Raw genomic sequence first — 20,945 nt, 5'->3', positions numbered from 1 at the left:
CATGCCGCCCACCGCGCAAATTCGCATGACGGGGAGCGTGGCAAATATGGGCGCTCCCTATGCCTCATTGGAAGAACTCAAGGCGTATATGGGTCAGTCCATACAGGACAGCGACGCGTACGACGCCGTGCTGTCGCAGGCCCTTGATTCCGCGAGTCGCGAGATCGAGGCGCACTGTAACCGGCAGTTCAATAAGGATATCGTTGTTACGGCTCGTGAGTATGACGCGGGCACTGCGACGTGGGCAGACGTCGACGACTTCTGGACCACGACCGGACTCGTCATTGAGAGCGGTTCTGGATTCTCCATCCCGTGGGATACGGCGGACTACCGGCTGCGCCCGCTAAACGGGGTGGTTGACGGCAAATCAGGCTGGCCGTACTCCAAGGTGTGCGCCACTTCCGCAGGCCGCTACCGGCTTGATCGGTATGGGCTGAGGGTTACCGCAAAGTGGGGCTGGGATTCCGTACCGCCTCCAGTGAAGCAGGCGTGTCTGATCATGGCGGCCGAGACGTTTGCTATTAAGGATGCACCATTCGGTGTTGCCGGAATGGATCAATTCGGGGTGGTCCGGGTGCGGGACAACCGCATGGCTCGCACAAAGCTTGGTCCTTACATCCGTAATGCCGTGATGGTTGGATGAGTTTCCCGCAACCCTATACGAGTGAGGTGACATGGCATCCCTCACTGATATCAGGTCTGCGCTGAAGGCGACGGTCAAGTCTGAAATTCCGGAACTGAATGTGTATTCCGAAGTTTCGGATGTCCAGCAGGTTCCCGCGGTCGTTGTTATGCCCGCGGGAACCTCGCTGAGCGGAATGGCGTGCGACTTCAACGGCGCCATGGGCCGGGGTATGGATGTCTGGACGCTGGACCTGTATGTCCTCGTGGCCCGCACTGACGGATCCCTCGCGCAGAGGAGCCTCGATCAGTACGTCACCGGCAGCGGCCCGAAGAGTCTCCGGCAGATCATCTATCAGAATCCGGCTCTCGGACTGGACGACGGGACGGACGCCCATGCGGAGGGGATCCGCGAGTACGGCGGCAGCTTCATGACGGCCGGTATTCAGCATGTGGGCGCTGTCGTGCGTCTCACGGTGCGCACTCCCAATTAAGCGAGGCAGCAATGTCCCTCAGGACAACTCAAGTCATTGTGCCTGCGGGCACGGCTCCCACATTCACGGCCGCTACCGCTTCCGATACGTGCGAGATCGGTGACCGTGTCTGGGTCGAATACCGCAGCACTCATTCTGCTACCACCACGGTCACCGTCCTCGGCAAGGGCGTCCTCGACAACGGGGACACCGTGCCGAACAAGGTCTACACGCTCGGAATCGGCAACGTGACCATGTCAGAGCTGCGTATTCCGCTCTACCGGTCCTATCAGGATTCCGTCACCGGCCTTGCCACGGTTACCACCAGTCAGCAGACGGCCGTGACGATGGCCGTAGTGAGGCGATGAGCGATGGCCAGGGCGGATAGCCGCCCGATACCCGAACCGCTCCCCGTACAGGACCGCCCGGCAGATCAGCCGCGGCGGTCTTTGCGTATCCCGAGGGAAGAGCAGACGCCGCGGGAGTTCGAGGTCATCGGGCCGAAAGTCGTAGGCGGAAAGACCAAGGGCGAGCGGGTGACGCTCGCCCTTACTGATGCCCAGGAGCGGGATCTTATCGAAGCCGGGCATGTCAAGCCCGCGCCGGAAATGAACCGGCCATCGGTGGCCACCATCAAGGAAGAAGGTGTTTAGCGATGGCCAAATTGGTCCTTCGGGATTGCAGCATCGTCGTCAACTCGGTGGATCTGTCCGACCATGTGTCATCTGTCGAGATCACGCTGGTCAAGGACGAAATCGAGACAACGAATTTCTCCGGCCAGGGCCGCGAACGCGTCGCGGGCCTGAAGGACGACGCGATCACCGTCAACTTCCAGCAGGACTTCGCTGCCGGTGAGGTGAACGCCACGCTCTATCCGCTGTGGAACAACGAGACGGAATTCACTGTCGTCGTCAAGCCCACCGCGTCGGCGGTGTCGGTGTCGAATCCCAGCTACACGGCGACGTGCATTCTGCTGGAGTACCAGCCGCTTTCCGGTGACGTCGGCGACCTTTCCGAGACCGAGGTCACTTTCCCGACGCAGCGTACCGGCGTCACGATGGCGACCAGCTGATGGCCAGTCGCGCCACGTACAACGTTCACCTGGGTGACGAGTGGCGGCGGGTGGCCCTTGCCCTGCGCGACGTCGACCACGACCTTCCGTCGCGGCTGCGGAAGGCGATGCGGGATGCGGCCAAGCCTGCTGCCGAGGACGCCAAGCGGCGTGTGCGCTCCCTTCCGGTCCACGGCCGTAAGCACACCGGGCTGCGCTCGCGCGTTGCCCGTGGCGTCGCGATCCAGGCGGGGGCGGGGCGAGGCCTGGGGGTCCGTATCGTCACCGGGATGCGGGACCCGCAGGAGCGGATGCTGCCGCTGTACCTGGACGATCCGCGCGGCTGGCGCCACCCGGTCTTCGGTAACCGTCACGAATGGGTCCACCAGGACACCGGTGGCGCGTGGTTCCGCTCCACGATCGCGGAGCACCGGCCGGAGATGACCCGCGAACTGACCCGTGTCCTGGAGGACGCCGCAGAGACGGTCGCCGCGGCCAGCCGCGGCTGACCGGCGCGGGCCGGCCGGGGTCCGCGGGTACCCCGGCCGGTCTCCGCGCACAGCAAAGCCCCCGGCATCGGACCGGGGGCTTTGTTCCGTCTGGTCAGCTGGCCTTCTCGTACGCCTCGCGCACCGACGCGGGGACACGGCCGCGGTCGTTGACCTCGAACCCGTTCTCCTTTGCCCAGGCGCGGATGGCGGCGGTGTCCTGGCTTCCGCCTGCCTTGCGCTGCTTGCTCTTGCCTGCGGTGCCCCGCACGCGGCGGGCTCCGTCGGCGTTGAGGTACGGGGCGAGCTTCTCGAGGAGCTCTTCGTAATTCTCCGGTGTCAGGTCGATCTCTACGCCTGCGCCGTTTACGAGAATTGTGTGCGTGCCGATCTCTTCCGACGCTTCGCCGGTGAGGTCGTCGGTATAGGTGGTCACAATTTTCTGGGCCATGGCCGAATGCTACCCCATGTTCTTGCCCAGTCAGCCCTGAGATTTCAAAACCCGTGATCGAAAGGTAATGCAATGCTGCTTTCCCGCGAACAGATCTTGAAGGCCGACGACCTCAAGACTGAGGACGTCCCCGTCCCCGAGTGGGGCGGCGACGTGCGGATCAAGACCCTGAAGGGCAAGGAGCGGGACGCTTTCGAGCAGTCCATGGTGGAGACCAAGGGCGGCAAGCAGCGCCAGAACCTCAAGAATTTCAGGGCGAAGCTTATCGCGAAGTGCGTTGTCAACGAGAACGGCGAGCTGATGTTCAGCCCTCCGGACATCGAGCCCCTGGGGGAGAAGTCGGCCGCCGCCCTCTCCCGCGTGTTCGATGCCTGCCAGAAGCTGAACGGCTTCAGCGAGAGCGATGTCGAGGAGCTGACCGAGGGTTTCGACGACGCCCCGAGCGAGGACTCTACTTCCGGCTAGCCAAGGTTCTGGGGATGACGGTCCGCGAGCTGCTGGAGCGGATCGATTCCCGTGAGCTGGCCGAATGGGCGGCGTACGAGCGCTACGCCGGACCGGTGGATGACTCATACCTGGCGGGTGTTCTGGCCGCCCTGCATGAGCAGGTGCAGACGCTCAACCGCATGACGGGTGCGGCCCACTTCACGGACAAGAAGCACAAGAAGAACCCTGCTCCGGAGCCGAGTCACTATCCGCGCCCGCATGAGCTGTACGAGCGTGACGCTTCCTCCGTAGAGGAGGGCGACGACAACTGAACAGCGGGGGCGGTGTGCGGTGGCCACGATCACATCCCTCACGTTCGCCATCACGTCGACCTACAGCGGCGCGGGGATGCGCCGGGCCCGCCGGGACATCCAGGACTTCGATAACGGCCTGACCGGTATGCAGAAGTCGGCAGGCAATATCACCAAGATATTGACGTCGACGACGAATGCTGCTCTGGCTTTCGGTCCTGCGTTGATTCCGATAGCGACCGCGGCGGCGGGTGTGGCTGGCGGCCTCGCCGCGGCCAGCACGGCGGCTGGAGTCACTGCGGGCATTTTCGGGGGAGCTCTTTTCGGTGCGATCCAGTCGACGAATAAGGCGACGAAGAGCGCGAGGGACTCCCTCGAAAAACAGAAAGAGACGCTCGCCGGCCTGACGCCGGGCACGAAGGCGTATGAGGAGCAGCTCAAGAAGGTCAACGCTGCGAAGAAGAACCTCAAGACCATCATCGACGGACTGACTCCCGCGCAGCAGAAGTATGTGAAGTCCACGTCGAATATGAAGTTGGCGTGGTCAGACTTCATCAAGGCGACCGAGAAGGACACGCTGGGTCCCGTCTCGATCGTGATGGATGCCCTGTCTCGCAATTTCGAAAAATTCGTTCCGCTCATCAAGGCGACCAGCCCGGTCATCACCAGGCTGGCCAAGGATTTTGCGGCATGGATGGACGGTCCGGGCTTGGACCAGTTCATCGACACGATGGTGGCGCAGGGCGTTCCCGCCCTGGAGAAGTTCATCCGTATCGGGCGCAGTGTCGTCACGGTGCTCGGGCAGGGATTCCGTGATTTCCTTCCCTACGGTAACCGGGTCGTGGAGACTCTGGCGCGCGGCGCCGAGAATCTTGCGGGATGGGCAACTGGCGGCGGATTCGAGAGGTTTCTGGATCAGGTCCATTCCGTCGGGCCGGGAGTGGGGCAGTTCCTTGCTGCATTCGTGAAGGCTCTCGAAAATGTGGCCAAGGCCGCAGTCTCGCTGAGCGGTGATTCGTTCAGCGTCCTGACGGTCTTCATGAAGGTTCTTGCGTCGATTCCTCCAGAGATGCTGGCCAATTTCGTGCGGGGTTTTCTCGCGTGGCGCGCTGCTCTGCTCCTGTACAACGTCGCGGCCGGTATTGCCGCAGTCGTGACGACGGCCCTAGCTCTAGCGACGTCGAGCCTCGGTATTGCACTGCTGGGTGCGGCGCTTTCTGTGGCAATCATCGTGGCGGCTCTCGTCGCTCTGGGTGTCGGTATCTACTTCCTGGTCAAGAACTGGGACACGGTCCTCGCAGCGCTGAAGACGGCGTGGAATGCCACGTGGGCTGCCATCAAGGCGGTGGCTCTCACGGTGTGGAATTTCCTTACGGCAGGGTGGGGGCAGTTCTGTCTGCTGCTGCTCGGCCCCCTCGGGGTGCTGGCATTCATCGCGCTGCACTGGTCGGAGATCTGGAACTGGATCAAGGAGTCCGCGGCGACCGTTTGGGGCGCATTGCAAGCCGGCTGGTCGGCTTTCCTCGGCGGACTGACGACGGCGTGGAACGCAGTATGGGGCGCCCTGACCTTCGCATGGCAGGGATTCATCGCTCCATTCATGACGATGTGGAACACCGTCTGGCCGCAGCTTCAGCTTTCGGCGCAGAACGCGTGGGCCGTCCTGAGCGCCGCGTGGTCGGGGTTGTGGACCGCAGCCACATTCGTCTGGAACGTTTTCTGGTCGCTGTTCGGGCCGACGTTCATCGCCGCGTGGACGGGTGCGGTGAATACGGCGTCGGCGGTCTGGAGTCTCCTTGTGGCTGCCTGGCGGCTGGTGTGGGCGACGATCGTCGGCGTCTATCAGGTCGGCTGGGCAATTCTGTCGGCTGCCTGGCAGGTCGGCTGGGCGCTACTGTCCGGCGCGGCGCAGCTGGCCTGGACACTTCTGACCGGAGCCTGGCGAATCCTCTGGGCCACCGTGACCGGAATCTGGAACATCTTCTACGCGACATTCGGTGCGATATTTTCCGGCGCCTGGAATCTCATCGTCACTGCCGCTACGGGATTCTGGAGCATCCTCAGGGCTGCATGGCAGGCGCTCTGGGCGACGGTCACTGCCATCTTCCTGACTTTCACGGCTATCTTCACCGGCAACTGGGGAATGGCCTGGCGTGCCATTCAGGCCGCAGGTGTTGCCATCTGGAATCTGATGCGAACGCAGTGGCAGGCATTCCTGAATTTCCTGCTCGCTGTCTTCAATACTTTCGCTGCCGTCTTCACTGCAGCTTTCCGTGCAGCCTGGACGGCCATCCAGGCGATTGCGTCCACAGCGTGGGCGGCGTTCCGAGCCTCCTTCCAGGTATTTTTGACGGCGCTGCAGAACCTGTGGAACACCGCCTGGGCGGCGATACGAAACATCTTCCAGACGATCACCAGTTCGATCATTGCGATCGCGGCAGCCGCATGGAATGCGCTGCGAGCTGGGGTTCAGGCATTCATCACGGCCGTGACCGGCATCTGGAATACGGGCTGGACTGCGATACGTACGTTCTTCCAGACGACGGCAACTGGCATAGCCGCTGCGGCCAGTGCGCTGTGGGACAGGATACGGGAAATCTTCAGCGCCGGGTCCACGTGGCTGCGGAATACCTTCTGGAATCCTGTCAGTAACTTCTTCACCAAGACGATACCTGCCGCTTTCGAGGCAGGGGCGAAGGCGCTCGGCAAAGCCTGGGATTCGATTAAGGCGCTTGTCCGTAAGCCCATACAGGCGGTCGTCGATGTCGTTTACAACGGCGGAATTGTAAAACTCTGGAACGCTGTGGCCGGAGTTTTCTCGGCGCCGAGGCTGAATGAATTCAAGCTGCCCGCATTCCGCGAGGGCGGCCCTGTCAGTGGTCCCGGATCGGGAACAGCCGACTCGGTCGTCGCACGCCTCTCCGCAGGGGAGCACGTGTGGACGGCGAAGGAGGTTGCCGGAGCCGGAGGGCACGAGGCTGTCGCGGCGCTGCGGCGCCGGGCCATGGGCGGCGCGAACGTGCGCACCTACGGCGACAGCGATCACCGCTTCAAGGACGGCGGCGGCATCTTCGGGTCGGGCTGGGGTCCGGACACCGGCCCCGACCTGGTGCCGGACGGGATCATCGGGAATATCGGCAGCGCGATCGGGAGCGCCGTCGGCAAGCTGAAGGACCTGGCCCTGGGGGCGATCTCCGGTCCCTTCGGCGCGGCCGTCGACGCCATGGTCAAGGGCGCCCAGTCCGTCATTCGCAAGATCGTCCCGGGCAATGACACTGGCCTGGAGAAGCTGGCCGTCGGGATTCCCGCGAAGATCGGCGAAGTCGCCAAGTCGTGGGTCAGTGACAACGACGTCCCTGAAGACGGCGGCGGTGGCTTCATCCCGTGGGCCAAGTGGAAGGACGGCGACGGCACCAAGCAGACCTACCGCGGCGTCGTCGTCAACAGGCGCACGGCCGCGATGCTCCACCACGCCGAGAAGATCGCCAATACGGCGTTCACCGCATTCCAGGGGTCGTACTCCAACAGCGTCGGCGCGTCCGCCGGTACGCACTCCGGAGGCGGCGCCATCGACCTCGGTCCCGCCAAGGACGCCATCGTCGGCGCGATGCGGTCGTCCGGCTTCGCGGCGTGGAGGCGCACTCCCGCCGAAGGCTTCAGCCCGCACATCCACGGCATCGCCGTGGGCGACCCGACGGCGTCAGCCGCAGCCAAGCAGCAGGTCAAGGCGTTCCATGCGGGACGCAATGGCCTGGCGGACAACGGACCGGACACCTACAAGGGCGGCGTGACCAGTGGCAAGTCCGTCGCGGCCGCCAAGGCGACCGGCAAGAGCCTGAATGCCGCCCGCGGCTGGGGCTCCCACTGGTCCGCTCTGGAGGCACTGTGGACCCGTGAGTCGGGCTGGCGCTGGAACGCCGATAACCCGTCCAGTGACGCCTACGGAATCCCGCAGGCGCTGCCCGGCTCGAAGATGAAGAGCGCAGGGGCGGACTGGAAGACCAATCCTGCGACGCAGATCAAGTGGGGTCTGGGATACATCAAGTCGCGGTACGGCAATCCGTCGAAGGCCAATAGCTTCCAGCAGTCGCACAACTGGTACGGCCTCGGGACCCCCGGAGCGAGCCGTGGTCCGGCGGTCGTCGGCGAGCACGAGCCGGAGGTCATCAACCTGCGCGGCGGCGAACGCATCGATCCGCTGTCCGACCTGATCGGCCGCGGCGGCGGTACGACGGTCGAGGTCAACATGCCTGTCACCGTCCAGGGCAATGCGACGCCGGGCACGGTCGACAAGCTGCAACGCGAGTTGGTCCCCACGCTGACGAGGGCGATCAAGCAGGGAGTGGGGAGGCGGCCGTGACGGGACTGGCCCACATCTGCAATGACGATTACCGCAATGAGGGCTGGTCGCTGGTCGGTTCCCTGGTGAGCAGGCTGTTCCACTGCTGGAACAACGACGACGACAGCAAGTACTGCCGCAACCCGCCCCACAAGGGGCGGGCCTGCGTCAGGTTTCCCGTGGACATCAGCACGGTCCCCGAGGGCGCCGTCATCACCAGCGTCACGATCTACATCCGGTGTGCCAAGGTCGGCAGCGGCTCGCGCTCGATCACGGTCAACGTCGTCTGCCTGGACGACACGAGCAAGTTCACGAGCCGCACCATCTACCCCACGACGACGCCGACCACCTATGAGGTGGCCACGTACACGCGGGACCCGCTGGGGCACCCGTGGGACATTCACCGGCTGAACAAGCTTCTGTGCCAGTGCTTTTCGGTGTCCGCGGTCTTTGACTGCATCCGGGTCTACAAGGTCTGGTGCCAGATCAATTACCGCGTGCGGCCCACCGTCACGGTGGAGGCGCCGACGGGCACGGTGCTCACGCCGTCGCCGACGATTAGCTGGACGTACGCGCAGGCGGACGGGGACCCGCAGGCGAAAGCCGAGTACCGGATCTTCACGGCGATCCAGGAAGCCGAGGCCACGTTCAGCCCCAGCAAGACGGCGCCGGTCTACGCAACGACAGTCGAGGGCGACATCACGTCCCAGACGCTGCCGACCAGCATCAACCCGGACAACTACGCCGTGTACGTGCGGGTGTACTCCAGCTTCGGCGCCAAGTCGGTCTGGGTAGGGCGGCAGTTCTCCGTCCAGGGGCCGAGCCCCGGTGTGCCGGGTGATGACAACACGGTGTCCGGCACGCCCGGCATCGGCGTGGTCAGCGTCGTCCCGGACAGCTACGCGTCCGCGGTGGCGCTGACGCTGCGGGACAGCTCGAACCTGCTCTCCGTGCAGTCCGCCGACTTCGAGACGCTGACCGATGCGCCCGAGTACACGACGACGAACTGCACTGCGGCGCAGGACACGAGCGTGTACTTCGCCGGTGTCGCGTCGCTGAAGCTGACGGCGTCCAGCGCTGCCGCGATGTCGGTGCTGTCGCCCTTTGTGGAGCTGGCGCCGGACTCCCCGGTCACGGTGCGGGCGCAGCTGCGCGCCGCAGCCACGGCCAGGACGTGCAGCGTCCGCGTCCGCTTCTACGACGAGACGTTCACCGCCATCGCGGGCACGATCAGCAACAGCGGCACGGATTCCACCAGTACGTGGACCGAGGTCGTGGCCACAGATACGTCCCCCGCGGCGACGGTGTACGCCCGGGCAGAGATCGAGGTGGCCGGCCCCGCGAACGCAGAGGTGCACTACGCCGATCACGTCGGCCTGATGTACGGGGCCGGCGCTCCCTGGTCGGACGGCGGGCATGCGAGTCGCAACATCCTGAGTGCCTTCTCCGCCACGGGGGACGACCCGGTGGGGGACAACTGGGTCGCCGGTACGGGCAGCTCCATCAGCCGCGTCGCGGTCACCGGTACGGGCAGCCACGGCACGCTGACGAAGCGGCTGACCTACACGGGCATCACTCCGTCGCTGGCTCTCCGCGCCACGGGCACCGCCTTTACGTCGCCGACCAGCGGCACCGACTTCACGCTGAACAAGCCCGCGGGCGTCGTGACGGGCGATCTCATGGTGGCCTTCGTCAGCTCCAGTCAGCACAGCACGATTACGCCGCCAGCTGGCTGGACGGCGGTGAACACGGCGTCGGTCGACGACGGGTCGACTGACACGGCGCTCTTCGTCCTGAAGCGCACCGCGGGCGGCTCCGAGCCGTCGACGTGGACGGACGGCAGCCTGAGCGTGGCGAGCACCCGGCGCTACGCCGTGGTCGTCGCGTACAGCGGCGCCGCCGACGCTGCGCAGCAGTTCATCGCTGAAGGCGTGCTGACCAGGGCGACGGGGACGCCGCTGTACCTGACGTCGGCGACGCTCAACAACACCGACGTCAACGCGTGGCGGATCTCTGCGTTCGCGGTGAGCGACAACGTGACCGGTGGCTCGATGGTCGCCAACATCGCGCCTCCTACATCGAGCGCCGACATCGCGTACGTCGGCAGGGGCACCGAGTGGACGACGACCAGTAACACGACGTCGTACGTCATCAACCGCCCCTCGGGCGTTGTCTCCGGTGACCTCATGATCGCGACGGTCGCGATCTCGGACACGGTCATCGCGACGCTGACGGCCCCCTCGGGCTGGACAGTGGTCCGCCAAGTCACGGAGTCCGACGGCACGGCGAGCCTGCGCTTCGCGGTACTGAAGCGGACGGCCGGATCATCCGAGCCGACGTCCTGGACGGGCACTCTGTCGGCGACGGTCAAGCCGATCGTGACGCAGGTCAGTGCCTACCGGAACGCGGACACCGCGGCGAATCAGTTCGTGTCGGAGAACACGAGCCAGTCCGGCAGCGGCAACACCATCACGACGGCCAGTGTTACGAACACGGACAGCAGGGCCTGGCGTATCAGTGCGTTCGGCGCGTCTGGCGACTATGCGACGTCCTGGTATGCCACGTCGGAGGTGACGGAGCGGTCGGACAACACCGCTGAATACCAGGTCAGCTATTGGCAGTACCGCACGGCGACGCTGATGATGGCCGACTCCAACGGTCCGGTCGGCACCGGTTCGCACTCGCGGACCGGCTACCTATCCCGCAACTGGTACGCGGGCGCGAGCTGGATCGGCATCATCAAGCCGCTGCCTTCCGCACCGGCGCCGGGCGCGAACGAGACCGAACGCAACGACACCACGGTCGGCTCTGCCGATCCGTGGCTGACGACCGGGGTGTACGACTCCAACGGCGTGGTGCCCGTCGGCGCGACGTCGGTGACAGGTGCGTTCACGCCGGGCTCGGGGACGGACATCAACAGCGCGGCGTCGTGGATCGGTCTGATCAAGCCGGCCGTCCCGCTGGTCGCGGGCCGCACGGTGGCGACGATGCCGGACGCGGTCGATATCTCCGGGATCGATCCGCAGATCCTGCAGCTGGCCGGACAGAAGGTGACGTTCACGTCGGCGTTCCTCGGCAGCACGTCGGGGACGCCGTACCTGACGCTCTCCTTCTACCGGGCCAACCAGCTGGTCTCTTCGCAGACAATTCAGGGGACCAGCTTCGGCACGGCCGCCTGGGTCAAGTCGGCAGGGACGTACGACATCCCGGAGGGCACGACCCGCATCAAGGGCGAGGTTGCGGTCACGGACCGCGCGGTGAGCGACCTCGTGTACTTCGACCGCATCGGCATCATGCTCGGATCCTCGGGGGTGTGGCGCAACGGCACGGGCCGCAGCACGCACGCGGTCTGGCACGCGCCGGTGATCCAGTACGCGGACGATGACGGCACCGGATACGGCGACTGGCAGGTGCTGCCCGGCCTGGACACGAGCCCGCCCGTTTACGATCCGCTCTCCGGGATCGCCACCTACACGGACCAGACGGTGATTCCGCTGGTCAACCGGCGCTACCGGGCGCAGACCACTTCGTACGGTCTGGCCGGCGACCGGTTCGTGTCGGGCTTCGGTCCGCCCTCTGATGAGGTCTCCCTCACTGCGGTGAACTGGTGGCTGAAGGACATCACGAATCCTGCCAGCAACATTCCGCTGCGAGTGAAGGCGGAGCCTGTCCAGGTCGGCACGACGGGCACATCCGTCATGTACCAGCCGCTGGGGGAGGACCGGCCGGTCGTGGTGTCCGAGGGATACAAGGGCGACGCGATCGAGCTGACGCTCATCCTCAGACGGGAGGAGTACGCGCCGCTGCGCAGACTCCTGAAGTCCGGCCGCACGCTCTTCCTCCAGACGAATGTGGATCACGCATGGTGGGTGCGTCCGGTCGGTGATATCTCTGCGGAAGTCCAGGTCAGCGGGCAGCGGTTCGTCGACCCGATCCGTTTCGTGAAGCTGACCTTCGTCGAGGTCGCCGCACCCGAGTAGCGAGGGGGGCGGGCCGGTGACCGTACAGCGCGCGTCGGCCCGCCTGCTCTCCGAGATCCGCCGGTCCCACACGGTCTACTCCTTTATTGAGGTGATCTCCCCGACGCAGGAGCGGGTGCGGCTGCCCGCCATCGGGGGGGATGTCTCCTGCGACCGCACTGCCGCGATCCGGCGGACGTGCAAGGCCTCCTGCGTAGATCCTCTGGGCACGCTGGTCCCGAGCGACGTGACGTCACTGCTGACGCCGTACGGCACGGAGCTGCGCCCCTACCGGGGCGTTCGGTACGCCCCTACACCGGAGCACCCTGATGGCGAGATCGAGGCCCTCCCTCTGGGCGTGTTCCGCCTGGCCAAGGTGAACATCTCGGACGGCACGGGCGGCAGCCCGGACATCCAGCTTGAGGCGTTCGATCTTTCAAGGACGGTGGCCAGGGACAAGTTCATCAGCCCGTACGTCATCGAGACCGGCACTAACATCATCGACGCGATCAAGGCGATTCTCGCGAGGACTTTCGACGATCTGAGCTATGACGCGATCAGCACCACCAGGACTACGACGGCGCCGCGGCTGTACGACGTCGCCGACGACCCGTGGGATGCCGTCACCGTCCTCGCGCAGTCGCTCGGCTGCGACATCTATTTCGACGTCGAGGGCTGGGTGGTCATCGCGCCGCCACCGGACATCGACGCCCTGCCGAGTCCGGATTTCACCTACATCGAGGGCGAGCGGTGCACGATGCTCGATCTGTCCCGTGTGCTCACCGACGAGCCCGGCTTCAACGGGGTCGTGATCACGGGGGAGTCACCGGGGGACGAGCTGCCCGCCGTGCGCGCGGTCGCGTGGGACGAAGAGCCGACCAGCGCGACGTATCACCTGGGTCCGTACGGCGAGGTGCCGCAGTTCATTACCGACCAGCTGATCAAGACGCAGGAAGAGGCGCAGGCCACCGCTGACCAGCTGCTCCGCAACTTGCTGGGCTTCTCCTCGCAGCTCTCGATCTCAGGGATCGTGAACCCGGCCTACGAGGCGGGCGCCGTCGTCGAAGTGGTCCGCGCCCGGTCGCACGTGTCCGGGCTGTACGTGGTGGACAGCTTCAACGTGCCGCTTGATGCAAAAGGTACACAGAGTCTTTCTTTGAGACAGAAGCGAAATTCGGGATAGAAGATACCGGCGCTTACAGTGTCATTCTTAGGCAAGTCGTACATACTTGAAGAATGATTCCCAAAGAACAGCGGGTCTCCCTGTGGTGGGCCAAGGTCAACCGTGACGTCGAAGCTGGTCACTGCTGGGAGTGGATGGCCCGCAAGACCGGTAGCAACCTGATCGTCACAAAACGCGGTGGTCGGCGATGCCGAGCCTGTAAGAACGGAAACCGCTAGGCAGTCCGAGGGGGGGGGTAGATGGCCACGCCCTCCGAGCCCGGCGAGTCCGTCCCCGCAGAGCCGCCCGTCACCCCGGATGAGGCGGCAGCGCAGGAGGCCGCAGCCGCGGCTGAAGCTGCCGCCGCGGCGCAGCTCGATGCGATCCGCGAGCTGGCCGCAGAGATCGCGAAGCAGACGCTGCTGGACTTCGATCCGGCGACGATCCGCAAGGGCACGGTCTCCAGCATCGCGAGCACGGCCGTGCCGCCCACGCTGGGTCTGCAGATCTCCGGTGACACGACGGAGATTCCCGGCATTCGCTACATCGACAGCTATGCGCCCGAGGTCGGCGACACCGTCCTGATCATCAAGCAGGGCACGGACCTGGTCGCCCTCGGGGAGATCGCCGGGCAGTTCAGTGAGAGCGCCTGGACGACAGTCGCCCTGGCCTCGGGCTTCACTCACAACGGCAACAGCGGTGGCAACGTCATGATCCGCCGGGTCTGGGATCACGGGTCCTGGAAGGTACAGATGCAGGGTGTCGCCAACAGGTCCGCGGGCACGCTGATCGCCACGCTGGATTCCAAGTACTGGCCGTCCGCGCGGCGGCCCCTGCTCTGCACCCGTACGGCGATCGGCGGCTCCAATGTCGTGAAGATGGACGTCGAGACGAACGGCCAGCTGCTCATGGTCGGCGGTACCACGGCGCCGAGCGGCGGGACGACGTCGTCGGAGGCGTCGCACAGTCACGGCATGGAGAACAACGAGCACGACCACGGCGGCGGCGTCAGCTACGAGGGCAGCCACACGCACGGCATCGCCAACAACGAGCACGACCACGGCGGCACGACCGGCCAGAGGGCGCGTACGGGCATCGGTGACAACTCCTTTGAGAGTCACAGCCATCCGATGCCGACGACCACGCACAAGCACGGCTCTGCGGCCGACGGCGAGCCCGGCGGCACGACAACGGTGAACGACCACAGTCACTCGATCACCACCACCACGCACAAGCACGGATCGGCGACGGCGGGGCAGCCCGGCGGCACGACCGGTACCGAGGCGCACGATCACGAGTTCACCCCGACTGTCGATGACCCGGCATGGATTTCGTTCAACCAAATTGAGTATTTCGTTTAGGGGAATTCATGGACCCGGCGACAGGGGTGCTTGTCCAGTACGGGGCGGTCGGCGCTGTCGCCGTCATGGCGATAGCCGCGGTGCGTGTTCTGTTTACCCGGTTGCAGGCGGCGGTCGACAGGGAGGCGGAGCGGGCCGACCGTCTCGAAGAGGAATTGCGTCGGCTGAACGAAACGGTTCGAAGTGACTACATCGGAACAATCGCTACCGCCGCGCAGGCTATCTCTGACGCCAACCGCGCCGTCGCTGACGCCCTGGCAGCGGTACGCAGGGGTTGATTTCATGACGAGGCAGAGTCCGGTTGACCGGCTGCTCGCCGAATCGGAAAGGCTACGCGAGGAACTGCTCAGGACCGCCGCCCGGCTGGAGGGATTCTCGGCAGAGCTGCTGGCCGAAGTGCGCCAGCTGCGCGCCGAGTCGAAGCCTCCGGCGGCGGGAGGGAGTGACAGCGATGCAGGTACCTGACGGCGCTCAGTCCCCGGACCCCGGGCTGGATCCGTTGGACCGTCTGACACAGGCAGCCTCCGAGCTGCTCGGAGAGCTCGAATCTCTCGGCCGGGACACGGGCCGTCAGTTCACCTCACTGGCAAGGACGTCGCGGCAGAACCGCCGCATGATCTGGGCGCTGGTCATCAGCCTTACGCTGACCGCTGCGCTGACGGTCGGATCCGGGATCGCACTGGTCCGTGTCGACAGGAATGCCGACGGTATCGACGCACTCACCCGCCGCCTGGACGTGGCGCAGACGGATACCAGGCGCAGGGCCTTCTGTCCTTTGTACGAAATATTCCTCAGCTCGAAGTCCGCGCAGGGCCGCAAGGCGGCGTCTGATCCGAAGGCGTATGACCATGCATTCGAGGTCATCGGGGAGGGGCATCGCGCGCTGAAGTGCGCCGAATTCACCAGTGACAAAGCGCCGTTCGGCGCAACCCCGAAGGGATAATGATGTCTCTCCCTCTGTCTGCCCCCCGCTTTCTTGAGACGCTGAAGGGCGAGGGCGTCCGCATCGTCCAGGTCGGCGGCTGGCAGACGCACAACCGCGCCGGCCACGGCCCATGGGGCCCGGTCCACGGCGTGATGATCCACCACACGGTGACGTCCGGTACAGCCCGGACAGTACGCATCGTCCGCAGCGGGTACGAGAGCCTGCCCGGTCCGCTGTGCCACGGGATGATCGCAAAGGACGGCCGCGTCCATCTGGTCGGCTACGGCCGCGTCAACCACGCCGGACTCGGGGACGACGATGTCCTTCAGGCGGTCATAGCGGAGACGGCGCTGCCGCCCGACAACGAGGCGAACACGGACGGCAACCGCGCCTTCTACGGCTTCGAGTGCGAGAACCTGGGCGACGGCCGCGACCCCTGGCCCGAGGCCCAGCTGCTTGCGATCGAACGCGTGTCGGCGGCACTGTGCCGGGCGCACGGCTGGAGCGAACGTTCCGTCATCGGTCACCTGGAGTGGCAGCCGGGGAAGGTAGATCCCAGGGGTTTCACCATGGGCGGGATGCGCGAGCGGGTCGGGCGCCGGCTGGCGCCGAAGCCGGCGACGCACACGGTGCGGGTCGGCGAGACGCTCTCCAGCATCGGCGCTCTGGTCGGTGTGCCGTGGCTGAGCATCGCGAGGGCCAACAGCATCAGGACGCCTTTCCGGATCTATCCCGGTCAGGAACTGAAGATCCCCAAGAAGTGAGGCAGTCATGGCCACCGCGTCTGTAGAGAACAAAGTCACCTTCGCCACTGTTGCCGCCTACCTGGCCAGCACCGGCCTGCTGGCCGTACTCACCGCCGTGCAGAGCGATGACCGCCTGATCGGTTTCCTGCCGACCGGCATCGCCCCGTTCGCGCTCGCCCTGATCCCCGCGGCCGTCACTTTCGTGTCCGGCTGGGCGGCGAAGCACTCGCCGCGCGTGTCCGCCGTGGACTGATGTCCATGACTCGGGCGTTCTGCCCGTCGGTCCCGCCGCCTGGTCGGCCTTCGTCGCCGCGGCCAAGCGGTCCGCCGTGAGGTGATCCAGCACAGCAGCAAGCCCCCTCTGCCTTCGGGCGGAGGGGGCTTCTTTTGCGTGGGGTTACGGCTGCGCGTGGCGGCTGAGTGCCGCGTCCACGCCACACCTGAACGATTCAATATCCAGGTGGGCGGCGTCTGGGACAGGCACGCCTCGGTAATGAGGCTGTGGGACTTCCCGGCTGCCGAAGCCTGGAGCCCATTCTTCCGCCGGGGGGTGCTCACCGTAGGGATACGCCGTCGGCAGTGGGCCGCTGCTGTGCTTGGCATGCATCTTGGCTGTGTGCATGGTTGGAATGAGTGCGCCGATGCGGCCTCGACAACGGCCGCAAGGGTAGTTGACGTACCTGACGTCTGTGCTCGATCGCTGCCCGCCGCATTCTGAGCAGATCCACGTACCGCACTGGCGGCATGCATAGCGGGGCTCGCTCATTGATCTTCCCTATTCGGGTGAGTAGACATTGGCCGCGAGCACCACGCTCGGACCCTCTTCGCCGTCCGCTGTGACGGTGGCGCGAAGCAGCAAGTACTCGCCGCTCCTGGTCTCGCGCCACCGCCGGGCACCGAGGTGATCGGCCCACTGCTCGAACGCCGCGCGCTCCAACGCCGGATCGTCGGTGTCGGCCTGGCCGAAAGCGGCGCCTCCGCACGTGGTGGACCAGTACAGACGCGGCAGTCCGGCGGCTTTGCCCTGGGCGCGCAGGGCCTGTATCGCAGGCGATGTCATGGTCTCTCCCCGGTTCCGGCGCTTTCCTTTTCTGTATTACGAGAATCCTGCGGGGCCTTGCCGCCGTCAAGGACGTGCGTCATGATTTTCTGTATGACACAAAAGGAGGGGCCCAAGAGGCGCGGACGCCCCGCGACGGGAAGCGGGGAGGTGGCTTCGGTGCGCGTCGCGCCCGGGGTGAAGGCCGCCGTCGACGCTGCCGCCGCTGCGGCGGACTCCAACCGCTCGAAGGTCACCGAAGCGCTGTGGGCCTGGTATGCCGGGCTGCCCGGCGCCAGCCTCCCCGAGCGTCCCGGCGACGCGAAGCCCCCGGCCCGGTAGCGGCCGGGGGCCCTTTCGTATGCCCGCCTACTTCAGCGTGCCGTCCTTCTTGAGCTGCTTGATGTAGGCCCGGTCGCTGCGTGCCTTCTTGATCCTGGCCTTGTTCCCGTTGATCGATGCCGCCGCGTCGCGGTGATCCATCCGCGCGCGGCGGATGTCGGCCGCGGGGTTCATGCCGAACATCCGCCGCCAGATCGTGCGCTTGGTCTTCTTCCTGTCCGGGTCGAACGTCACCATGGCGTCCCCCTCCCTGGCACTGACGGTACTCAGTCCCTGGCCGGTGGCCCATGCACTCGGAGCAGGCCGACGTGCGCCCCGCCCGTCGCGGGAATGATCAGCGCGCGGTGAGCGCCCGCCGCGACGCGTTGATGATGTTGTGCGCGTCGGCGCCGTAGACCGCGGACTCGCGCAGGGTTGCCCAGGTGCGCAAGTAGGTGCGGACGTTGACGGGTTCGTCGATCCAGAGCTCCGCGTGCCAGGTCTCCACGATCACGCGTCGGTCGTCGTACACCCAGAAGGCCGTGCTTGCCGGGATCTTGAGTGATGCGGAGAACGGGATGATCCCGAGCTCGACCGTGTCGAGCCCGACGGCACCGGCCAGACGGTCGAGCTGCGCGGCGAGCACGGAGGGCGGGCAGACCAGTGCGCGCAGCGCCGCCTCCCACATGATGATGTGAAAGCGCTTGGTGGAGTCGTACAGCGCCTCCTGCCGCTTCACGCGCGAGCGGACGGCGGCGTCCGCGTCGCGGGGTGTCCCCTGGAGTTCTGCGTACCGGTTGAAGATCGCGCGGGCGTAGTCGGGGGTCTGCAGGATGCCCATGACCATGGCGGGCTCCCACCCGCGGAAGAGACTTGCGCTCGCGTGCTCCGCGTTGTGGGCGTTCTGTACGGCGCGGTGCCCGCCGGCCAGCTGGCGGCGCCACGGGCGGATCTGGGACTCTATGCCGCGCAGCATGCCCTTCAGCTCGTCGGCGGCTTCCGGCTGGCCCGTCTCCTTGGCGAAGGCTTCCAGGTCTTCCTGGGTGGCCGTCTGCTGGCCGCGCTCCAGGCGGCTGATTTTCGACTGTGCCCAGCCCGTGCGCACGGCCAGTTCGGTGCCGGTGAGCCGACCACCAGGGGCGTTGATTCTCAGTTCCCTCAGCCGCAGCCCGAGGGTTTCCCTTGCCTGCTGGTAGTCGGTGCTCACCGCATCACTCTCGCTAGTCGGCCGCGCCCGTGCGGGCGACGGCGTCCTGGTACGGGACGGCGTAGTGCATGGCCGCGTCCCGGGCCTGGGCATACCGGTTCACTGCCACCGGTTCGGTGATCAGCTCCACGTTCACGAGCTGGTCGTCATCGTCGAAGCCGAGCAGGGCGACCAGCCGTGAGTCGAAGATCCAGAAGTCCTCCGCGGGCAGACGCAGCCGCTCGGCGTCGCCGCGCTGCAGACTGCGGATGTCCTCGCCGACCGCGCTGTTCCGCCTCGCGTTGTCGAGCAGGTAGAGCTGCCCCGGCGTCGGCGGCTGGTCGATGATCCGGACGCGGCCGAAGGTCTTGCCCAGCGCCACCTGCTCGCGCCGCTCCTGGCACCACGCGGCATCGACGCCGGTCCAGTCGACGGGGCTCCCGGCGAGGAACTGCCGGTACGTGTCCGTGACCTCGTCGCTCGCGTACCGCCGCCGTGTCTCCAGCCGCCACGCGGTGTGCTCGAACTGCGTGAACAGCCGGTCGAACTCGGCGAGGCTGATGATGTCGGGCACGCGCTGAACCTCCTTCGGGCCGAAGTCCACCAGCAGCTCCGGTGGCACAACGATCGCGGTCTCTCCTGCTCCGAGGTGCCGGAGCTGGGCAATGTCTTCCGGGTCGGTCAGCGGCGGTCCGTGGACGATGATCTCGCCGGTGCCGGTGTCCTGGTGGATCGCGGGGCAGCCGTTGACGCCGCTGCCCGTGCCGTTGAAGCGCAGACGCCTCATGATCGTGTCCTCTCGTCGGACGTGATCTGTGCAGCATCTCCGCGCCCGGCACTCTGCGGTACAGCGTCCCGCCGAAGTGGCGCGCATGCTGCCGCATTTTCGGCCAACTCCCGCGCATAATCGCGCATAGCGCCTCGCGGCCGCCCCTCCGGCATCTCTAACGTCCTGGTCATGGCCACTACGCGCAAGCCGCGAGAAGTAGATCCGCATGCGGCAACCGAAGTGCTGATGCAGGCACTTGAGCAGGCGGGGATCGTCCTGCCCTCCCTCAGGGTCGACTCCGCATCGCCGAACCTCGGACTGATCCAGCTCGGGGGCGTCCGCGCGGAAGTGGCCATGCGGCTGGCAGAGACGATCCGGCGAGGAGGCCGCGATGGCTGATGACGTGAAGACCGGCGACCTGGCCGTCGACGAAGCGCGGCAGAGGCTCGGGCAGGTGATGGGCCACGAGGGGCCCTATCTCCAGCTCCGTCCTCCAGGGGGCGGACGCGAGTGGGACGCCGACCCTGCTCGCGTCCGGCCCGCCGCAGAGTCCGAGATCCGCCGGGCGGTGACGACGCCATGACCGCTGCGCGCCCCCTCAGGACGGAAGACCTCTCCCCGGAATGCCAGCTCGGCATGTGCAGCCTCTGCCCCGGCGACGATATCCCCGTGTACGCGCCGGGCAAGCGCCCCGACTTCGAACCGCCTCTCTTCATCCGGCGCTGCGCGCACGGGTGCAAGCACGGCGGCAGACCGAAGGTGCCCCGCAGTCCTGACGTCCCCCTCAAGAAGGGCAAGGAAGCATGACCATTCTGGAAGAGCCTCCGCTCGCCATCGCGAGCAGGGATCCGCGAGAGCTGCTGAACGCGGTGCACCCTCACGTGAAGGAGTGCACGTACAACGTCTTCGATGCGCCCGGCAACGAGGGTGACCTGTGGGACCGTGAGGTCGCGCTGCTGATGCGCGACAACATGCTGACCCGCCAATGGGCCGAGGAGATCCTGGGCAACGCCGTGATGTATCTGGTCACCGCCATGGAGCGCCCCGACCTGCACATCGGCGTAGGCGAGATCGTCGACTTGGGTGTGCACCAGATCATCCTGGACTCGCCCGTGTACTTCGCGTTCTGCCATGTCTACAACAGCGGCGCCTACAAGCACCACGCCCCGCTGGTGGAGCGCCGCACCGACGGGCTGGTACTGCGCACCGTGGACGTGATCCGCGGCCAGGGCTTCGAGCCCAGCGGGGGGCTGTGGGCCGTGGACGGCGCCAACTGCTCGCCGTGCGACGACAAGGTCCCCGACAGCCACTGACGGC

Annotated in this window: 26 protein-coding genes and 1 pseudogene; 22 read left to right on the top strand and 5 right to left on the bottom strand. The window is 66.0% G+C overall.

All coding sequences use genetic code 11. From position 1 onward, the window contains the following. Position 1 precedes the first annotated feature (1 nt). From AOK03_RS03370 to AOK03_RS03345, 6 genes are read left to right on the top strand one after another with little or no spacing between them, the layout of a single operon-like run. On the top strand, positions 2-643 hold the full coding sequence (locus tag AOK03_RS03370) for a head-tail connector protein (RefSeq protein ID WP_157868849.1): 642 nt from the start codon (positions 2-4) through the stop codon (positions 641-643). A gap of 31 nt (positions 644-674) precedes the next feature. Continuing rightward, positions 675-1,115: a hypothetical protein gene (locus tag AOK03_RS03365; RefSeq protein WP_055563607.1), complete on the top strand. Its 441-nt coding sequence runs from the start codon at positions 675-677 to the stop codon at positions 1,113-1,115. Positions 1,116-1,126: 11 nt separating this feature from the next. After that, positions 1,127-1,462, top strand: a complete 336-nt coding sequence (locus AOK03_RS03360; protein ID WP_055563606.1) for a hypothetical protein — start codon at positions 1,127-1,129, stop codon at positions 1,460-1,462. A gap of 3 nt (positions 1,463-1,465) precedes the next feature. Next, positions 1,466-1,747: a hypothetical protein gene (locus tag AOK03_RS03355; RefSeq protein ID WP_055563605.1), complete on the top strand. Its 282-nt coding sequence runs from the start codon at positions 1,466-1,468 to the stop codon at positions 1,745-1,747. A 2-nt stretch (positions 1,748-1,749) separates the two neighbouring features. After that, positions 1,750-2,166: a hypothetical protein gene (locus tag AOK03_RS03350; protein ID WP_055563604.1), complete on the top strand. Its 417-nt coding sequence runs from the start codon at positions 1,750-1,752 to the stop codon at positions 2,164-2,166. Beyond that, positions 2,166-2,654 carry a hypothetical protein gene (locus AOK03_RS03345; protein ID WP_055563603.1) on the top strand — a complete coding sequence of 163 codons (489 nt, stop codon included), beginning with the start codon at positions 2,166-2,168 and terminating at the stop codon, positions 2,652-2,654. Before AOK03_RS03350 ends, AOK03_RS03345 begins: the two co-directional genes overlap by 1 nt. 94 nt (positions 2,655-2,748) lie before the next feature. Here the strand turns inward: AOK03_RS03345 and AOK03_RS03340 are convergent, their stop codons facing one another. Continuing rightward, on the bottom strand, positions 2,749-3,084 hold the full coding sequence (locus AOK03_RS03340; protein WP_055563602.1) for a histone-like nucleoid-structuring protein Lsr2: 336 nt from the start codon (positions 3,082-3,084) through the stop codon (positions 2,749-2,751). Between the two features lie 72 nt (positions 3,085-3,156). On the opposite strand from AOK03_RS03340, the gene AOK03_RS03335 reads away from it, so the two are divergent. The 11 genes and pseudogenes from AOK03_RS03335 (at position 3,157) to AOK03_RS03290 (ending at position 16,566) form a co-directional block, all read left to right on the top strand. Next, positions 3,157-3,549, top strand: coding sequence for a hypothetical protein (locus tag AOK03_RS03335; RefSeq protein ID WP_055563601.1), 393 nt, complete (start codon positions 3,157-3,159; stop codon positions 3,547-3,549). Between the two features lie 14 nt (positions 3,550-3,563). Further along, positions 3,564-3,842, top strand: a complete 279-nt coding sequence (locus AOK03_RS03330) for a hypothetical protein (protein ID WP_055563600.1) — start codon at positions 3,564-3,566, stop codon at positions 3,840-3,842. 19 nt (positions 3,843-3,861) lie between these two features. Beyond that, on the top strand, positions 3,862-8,181 hold the full coding sequence (locus AOK03_RS43755; RefSeq protein WP_055563599.1) for an aggregation-promoting factor C-terminal-like domain-containing protein: 4,320 nt from the start codon (positions 3,862-3,864) through the stop codon (positions 8,179-8,181). Further along, positions 8,178-12,140, top strand: coding sequence for a hypothetical protein (locus AOK03_RS03320; protein WP_055563598.1), 3,963 nt, complete (start codon positions 8,178-8,180; stop codon positions 12,138-12,140). The genes AOK03_RS43755 and AOK03_RS03320 overlap by 4 nt, the downstream gene beginning before the upstream one ends. Before the next feature lie 16 nt (positions 12,141-12,156). Further along, positions 12,157-13,302, top strand: a complete 1,146-nt coding sequence (locus AOK03_RS03315) for a DUF5047 domain-containing protein (RefSeq protein ID WP_055563597.1) — start codon at positions 12,157-12,159, stop codon at positions 13,300-13,302. A 239-nt stretch (positions 13,303-13,541) separates the two neighbouring features. Next, positions 13,542-14,642: a hypothetical protein gene (locus AOK03_RS03310; RefSeq protein ID WP_055563596.1), complete on the top strand. Its 1,101-nt coding sequence runs from the start codon at positions 13,542-13,544 to the stop codon at positions 14,640-14,642. Between the two features lie 8 nt (positions 14,643-14,650). Next, the gene (locus tag AOK03_RS03305) at positions 14,651-14,920 is read left to right on the top strand and encodes a hypothetical protein (RefSeq protein ID WP_055563595.1); all 270 of its coding nucleotides are present in this window, start codon (positions 14,651-14,653) and stop codon (positions 14,918-14,920) included. 4 nt (positions 14,921-14,924) lie between these two features. After that, positions 14,925-15,107, top strand: coding sequence for a hypothetical protein (locus tag AOK03_RS42405; RefSeq protein WP_157868848.1), 183 nt, complete (start codon positions 14,925-14,927; stop codon positions 15,105-15,107). After that, positions 15,094-15,585 carry a hypothetical protein gene (locus AOK03_RS03300; protein WP_055563594.1) on the top strand — a complete coding sequence of 164 codons (492 nt, stop codon included), beginning with the start codon at positions 15,094-15,096 and terminating at the stop codon, positions 15,583-15,585. Before AOK03_RS42405 ends, AOK03_RS03300 begins: the two co-directional genes overlap by 14 nt. Positions 15,586-15,587: 2 nt before the next feature. Next, positions 15,588-16,172, top strand: a pseudogene (locus tag AOK03_RS03295) (N-acetylmuramoyl-L-alanine amidase); the annotation flags it as partial. 166 nt (positions 16,173-16,338) lie between these two features. Continuing rightward, a complete protein-coding gene (locus AOK03_RS03290) occupies positions 16,339-16,566 on the top strand; it encodes a hypothetical protein (protein ID WP_055563592.1) in 228 nt (75 codons plus the stop codon). Between the two features lie 522 nt (positions 16,567-17,088). On the opposite strand, the gene AOK03_RS03285 is transcribed toward AOK03_RS03290, so the two are convergent. Beyond that, positions 17,089-17,373, bottom strand: a complete 285-nt coding sequence (locus tag AOK03_RS03285) for a hypothetical protein (RefSeq protein WP_055563591.1) — start codon at positions 17,371-17,373, stop codon at positions 17,089-17,091. A 159-nt stretch (positions 17,374-17,532) separates the two neighbouring features. Between AOK03_RS03285 and AOK03_RS42400 the strand changes: the two genes are divergently transcribed. Then, positions 17,533-17,694 carry a hypothetical protein gene (locus tag AOK03_RS42400; RefSeq protein ID WP_157868847.1) on the top strand — a complete coding sequence of 54 codons (162 nt, stop codon included), beginning with the start codon at positions 17,533-17,535 and terminating at the stop codon, positions 17,692-17,694. A 27-nt stretch (positions 17,695-17,721) separates the two neighbouring features. Here the strand turns inward: AOK03_RS42400 and AOK03_RS03280 are convergent, their stop codons facing one another. From AOK03_RS03280 to AOK03_RS03270, 3 genes are all read right to left on the bottom strand, one after another. Next, positions 17,722-17,931, bottom strand: coding sequence for a hypothetical protein (locus AOK03_RS03280; RefSeq protein WP_055563590.1), 210 nt, complete (start codon positions 17,929-17,931; stop codon positions 17,722-17,724). A 97-nt stretch (positions 17,932-18,028) separates the two neighbouring features. After that, positions 18,029-18,880, bottom strand: a complete 852-nt coding sequence (locus tag AOK03_RS03275) for a helix-turn-helix domain-containing protein (RefSeq protein ID WP_055563589.1) — start codon at positions 18,878-18,880, stop codon at positions 18,029-18,031. A 13-nt stretch (positions 18,881-18,893) separates the two neighbouring features. Then, positions 18,894-19,649, bottom strand: a complete 756-nt coding sequence (locus AOK03_RS03270) for a DUF6879 family protein (RefSeq protein WP_055563664.1) — start codon at positions 19,647-19,649, stop codon at positions 18,894-18,896. A gap of 168 nt (positions 19,650-19,817) precedes the next feature. Between AOK03_RS03270 and AOK03_RS03265 the strand changes: the two genes are divergently transcribed. The 4 genes from AOK03_RS03265 to AOK03_RS03255 are packed head-to-tail and all read left to right on the top strand — an operon-like array spanning position 19,818 to position 20,941. After that, positions 19,818-20,027: a hypothetical protein gene (locus tag AOK03_RS03265; RefSeq protein WP_055563588.1), complete on the top strand. Its 210-nt coding sequence runs from the start codon at positions 19,818-19,820 to the stop codon at positions 20,025-20,027. Continuing rightward, a complete protein-coding gene (locus AOK03_RS03260) occupies positions 20,020-20,211 on the top strand; it encodes a hypothetical protein (RefSeq protein ID WP_107097909.1) in 192 nt (63 codons plus the stop codon). Before AOK03_RS03265 ends, AOK03_RS03260 begins: the two co-directional genes overlap by 8 nt. Continuing rightward, entirely contained in the window at positions 20,208-20,435 is a 228-nt protein-coding gene (locus AOK03_RS43045; RefSeq protein ID WP_167355568.1) for a hypothetical protein, read from the top strand. The genes AOK03_RS03260 and AOK03_RS43045 overlap by 4 nt, the downstream gene beginning before the upstream one ends. After that, a complete protein-coding gene (locus AOK03_RS03255; RefSeq protein WP_055563587.1) occupies positions 20,432-20,941 on the top strand; it encodes a hypothetical protein in 510 nt (169 codons plus the stop codon). The genes AOK03_RS43045 and AOK03_RS03255 overlap by 4 nt, the downstream gene beginning before the upstream one ends. Positions 20,942-20,945: the final 4 nt, after the last annotated feature.

It is taken from the genome of Streptomyces atriruber, assembly GCF_001418325.1.
GTDB lineage: Bacteria > Actinomycetota > Actinomycetes > Streptomycetales > Streptomycetaceae > Streptomyces > Streptomyces atriruber.
The sequence above is the reverse complement of the archived record's forward strand: the minus strand, read 5'-3'. Positions and strand labels throughout refer to the sequence as shown.

Bases quoted from the DNA above. Each gene is read 5' to 3' on its own strand.
- AOK03_RS03370 (WP_157868849.1), top strand. From the start codon at position 2: ATGCCGCCCACCGCGCAAATTCGCATGACGGGGAGCGTGGCAAATATG.
- AOK03_RS03365 (WP_055563607.1), top strand. From the start codon at position 675: ATGGCATCCCTCACTGATATCAGGTCTGCGCTGAAGGCGACGGTCAAG.
- AOK03_RS03360 (WP_055563606.1), top strand. From the start codon at position 1,127: ATGTCCCTCAGGACAACTCAAGTCATTGTGCCTGCGGGCACGGCTCCC.
- AOK03_RS03355 (WP_055563605.1), top strand. From the start codon at position 1,466: ATGGCCAGGGCGGATAGCCGCCCGATACCCGAACCGCTCCCCGTACAG.
- AOK03_RS03350 (WP_055563604.1), top strand. From the start codon at position 1,750: ATGGCCAAATTGGTCCTTCGGGATTGCAGCATCGTCGTCAACTCGGTG.
- AOK03_RS03345 (WP_055563603.1), top strand. From the start codon at position 2,166: ATGGCCAGTCGCGCCACGTACAACGTTCACCTGGGTGACGAGTGGCGG.
- AOK03_RS03340 (WP_055563602.1), bottom strand. From the start codon at position 3,084: ATGGCCCAGAAAATTGTGACCACCTATACCGACGACCTCACCGGCGAA.
- AOK03_RS03335 (WP_055563601.1), top strand. From the start codon at position 3,157: ATGCTGCTTTCCCGCGAACAGATCTTGAAGGCCGACGACCTCAAGACT.
- AOK03_RS03330 (WP_055563600.1), top strand. From the start codon at position 3,564: ATGACGGTCCGCGAGCTGCTGGAGCGGATCGATTCCCGTGAGCTGGCC.
- AOK03_RS03310 (WP_055563596.1), top strand. From the start codon at position 13,542: ATGGCCACGCCCTCCGAGCCCGGCGAGTCCGTCCCCGCAGAGCCGCCC.
- AOK03_RS03305 (WP_055563595.1), top strand. From the start codon at position 14,651: ATGGACCCGGCGACAGGGGTGCTTGTCCAGTACGGGGCGGTCGGCGCT.
- AOK03_RS42405 (WP_157868848.1), top strand. From the start codon at position 14,925: ATGACGAGGCAGAGTCCGGTTGACCGGCTGCTCGCCGAATCGGAAAGG.
- AOK03_RS03300 (WP_055563594.1), top strand. From the start codon at position 15,094: ATGCAGGTACCTGACGGCGCTCAGTCCCCGGACCCCGGGCTGGATCCG.
- AOK03_RS03290 (WP_055563592.1), top strand. From the start codon at position 16,339: ATGGCCACCGCGTCTGTAGAGAACAAAGTCACCTTCGCCACTGTTGCC.
- AOK03_RS03285 (WP_055563591.1), bottom strand. From the start codon at position 17,373: ATGACATCGCCTGCGATACAGGCCCTGCGCGCCCAGGGCAAAGCCGCC.
- AOK03_RS03280 (WP_055563590.1), bottom strand. From the start codon at position 17,931: ATGGTGACGTTCGACCCGGACAGGAAGAAGACCAAGCGCACGATCTGG.
- AOK03_RS03265 (WP_055563588.1), top strand. From the start codon at position 19,818: ATGGCCACTACGCGCAAGCCGCGAGAAGTAGATCCGCATGCGGCAACC.
- AOK03_RS03260 (WP_107097909.1), top strand. From the start codon at position 20,020: ATGGCTGATGACGTGAAGACCGGCGACCTGGCCGTCGACGAAGCGCGG.
- AOK03_RS43045 (WP_167355568.1), top strand. From the start codon at position 20,208: ATGACCGCTGCGCGCCCCCTCAGGACGGAAGACCTCTCCCCGGAATGC.
- AOK03_RS03255 (WP_055563587.1), top strand. From the start codon at position 20,432: ATGACCATTCTGGAAGAGCCTCCGCTCGCCATCGCGAGCAGGGATCCG.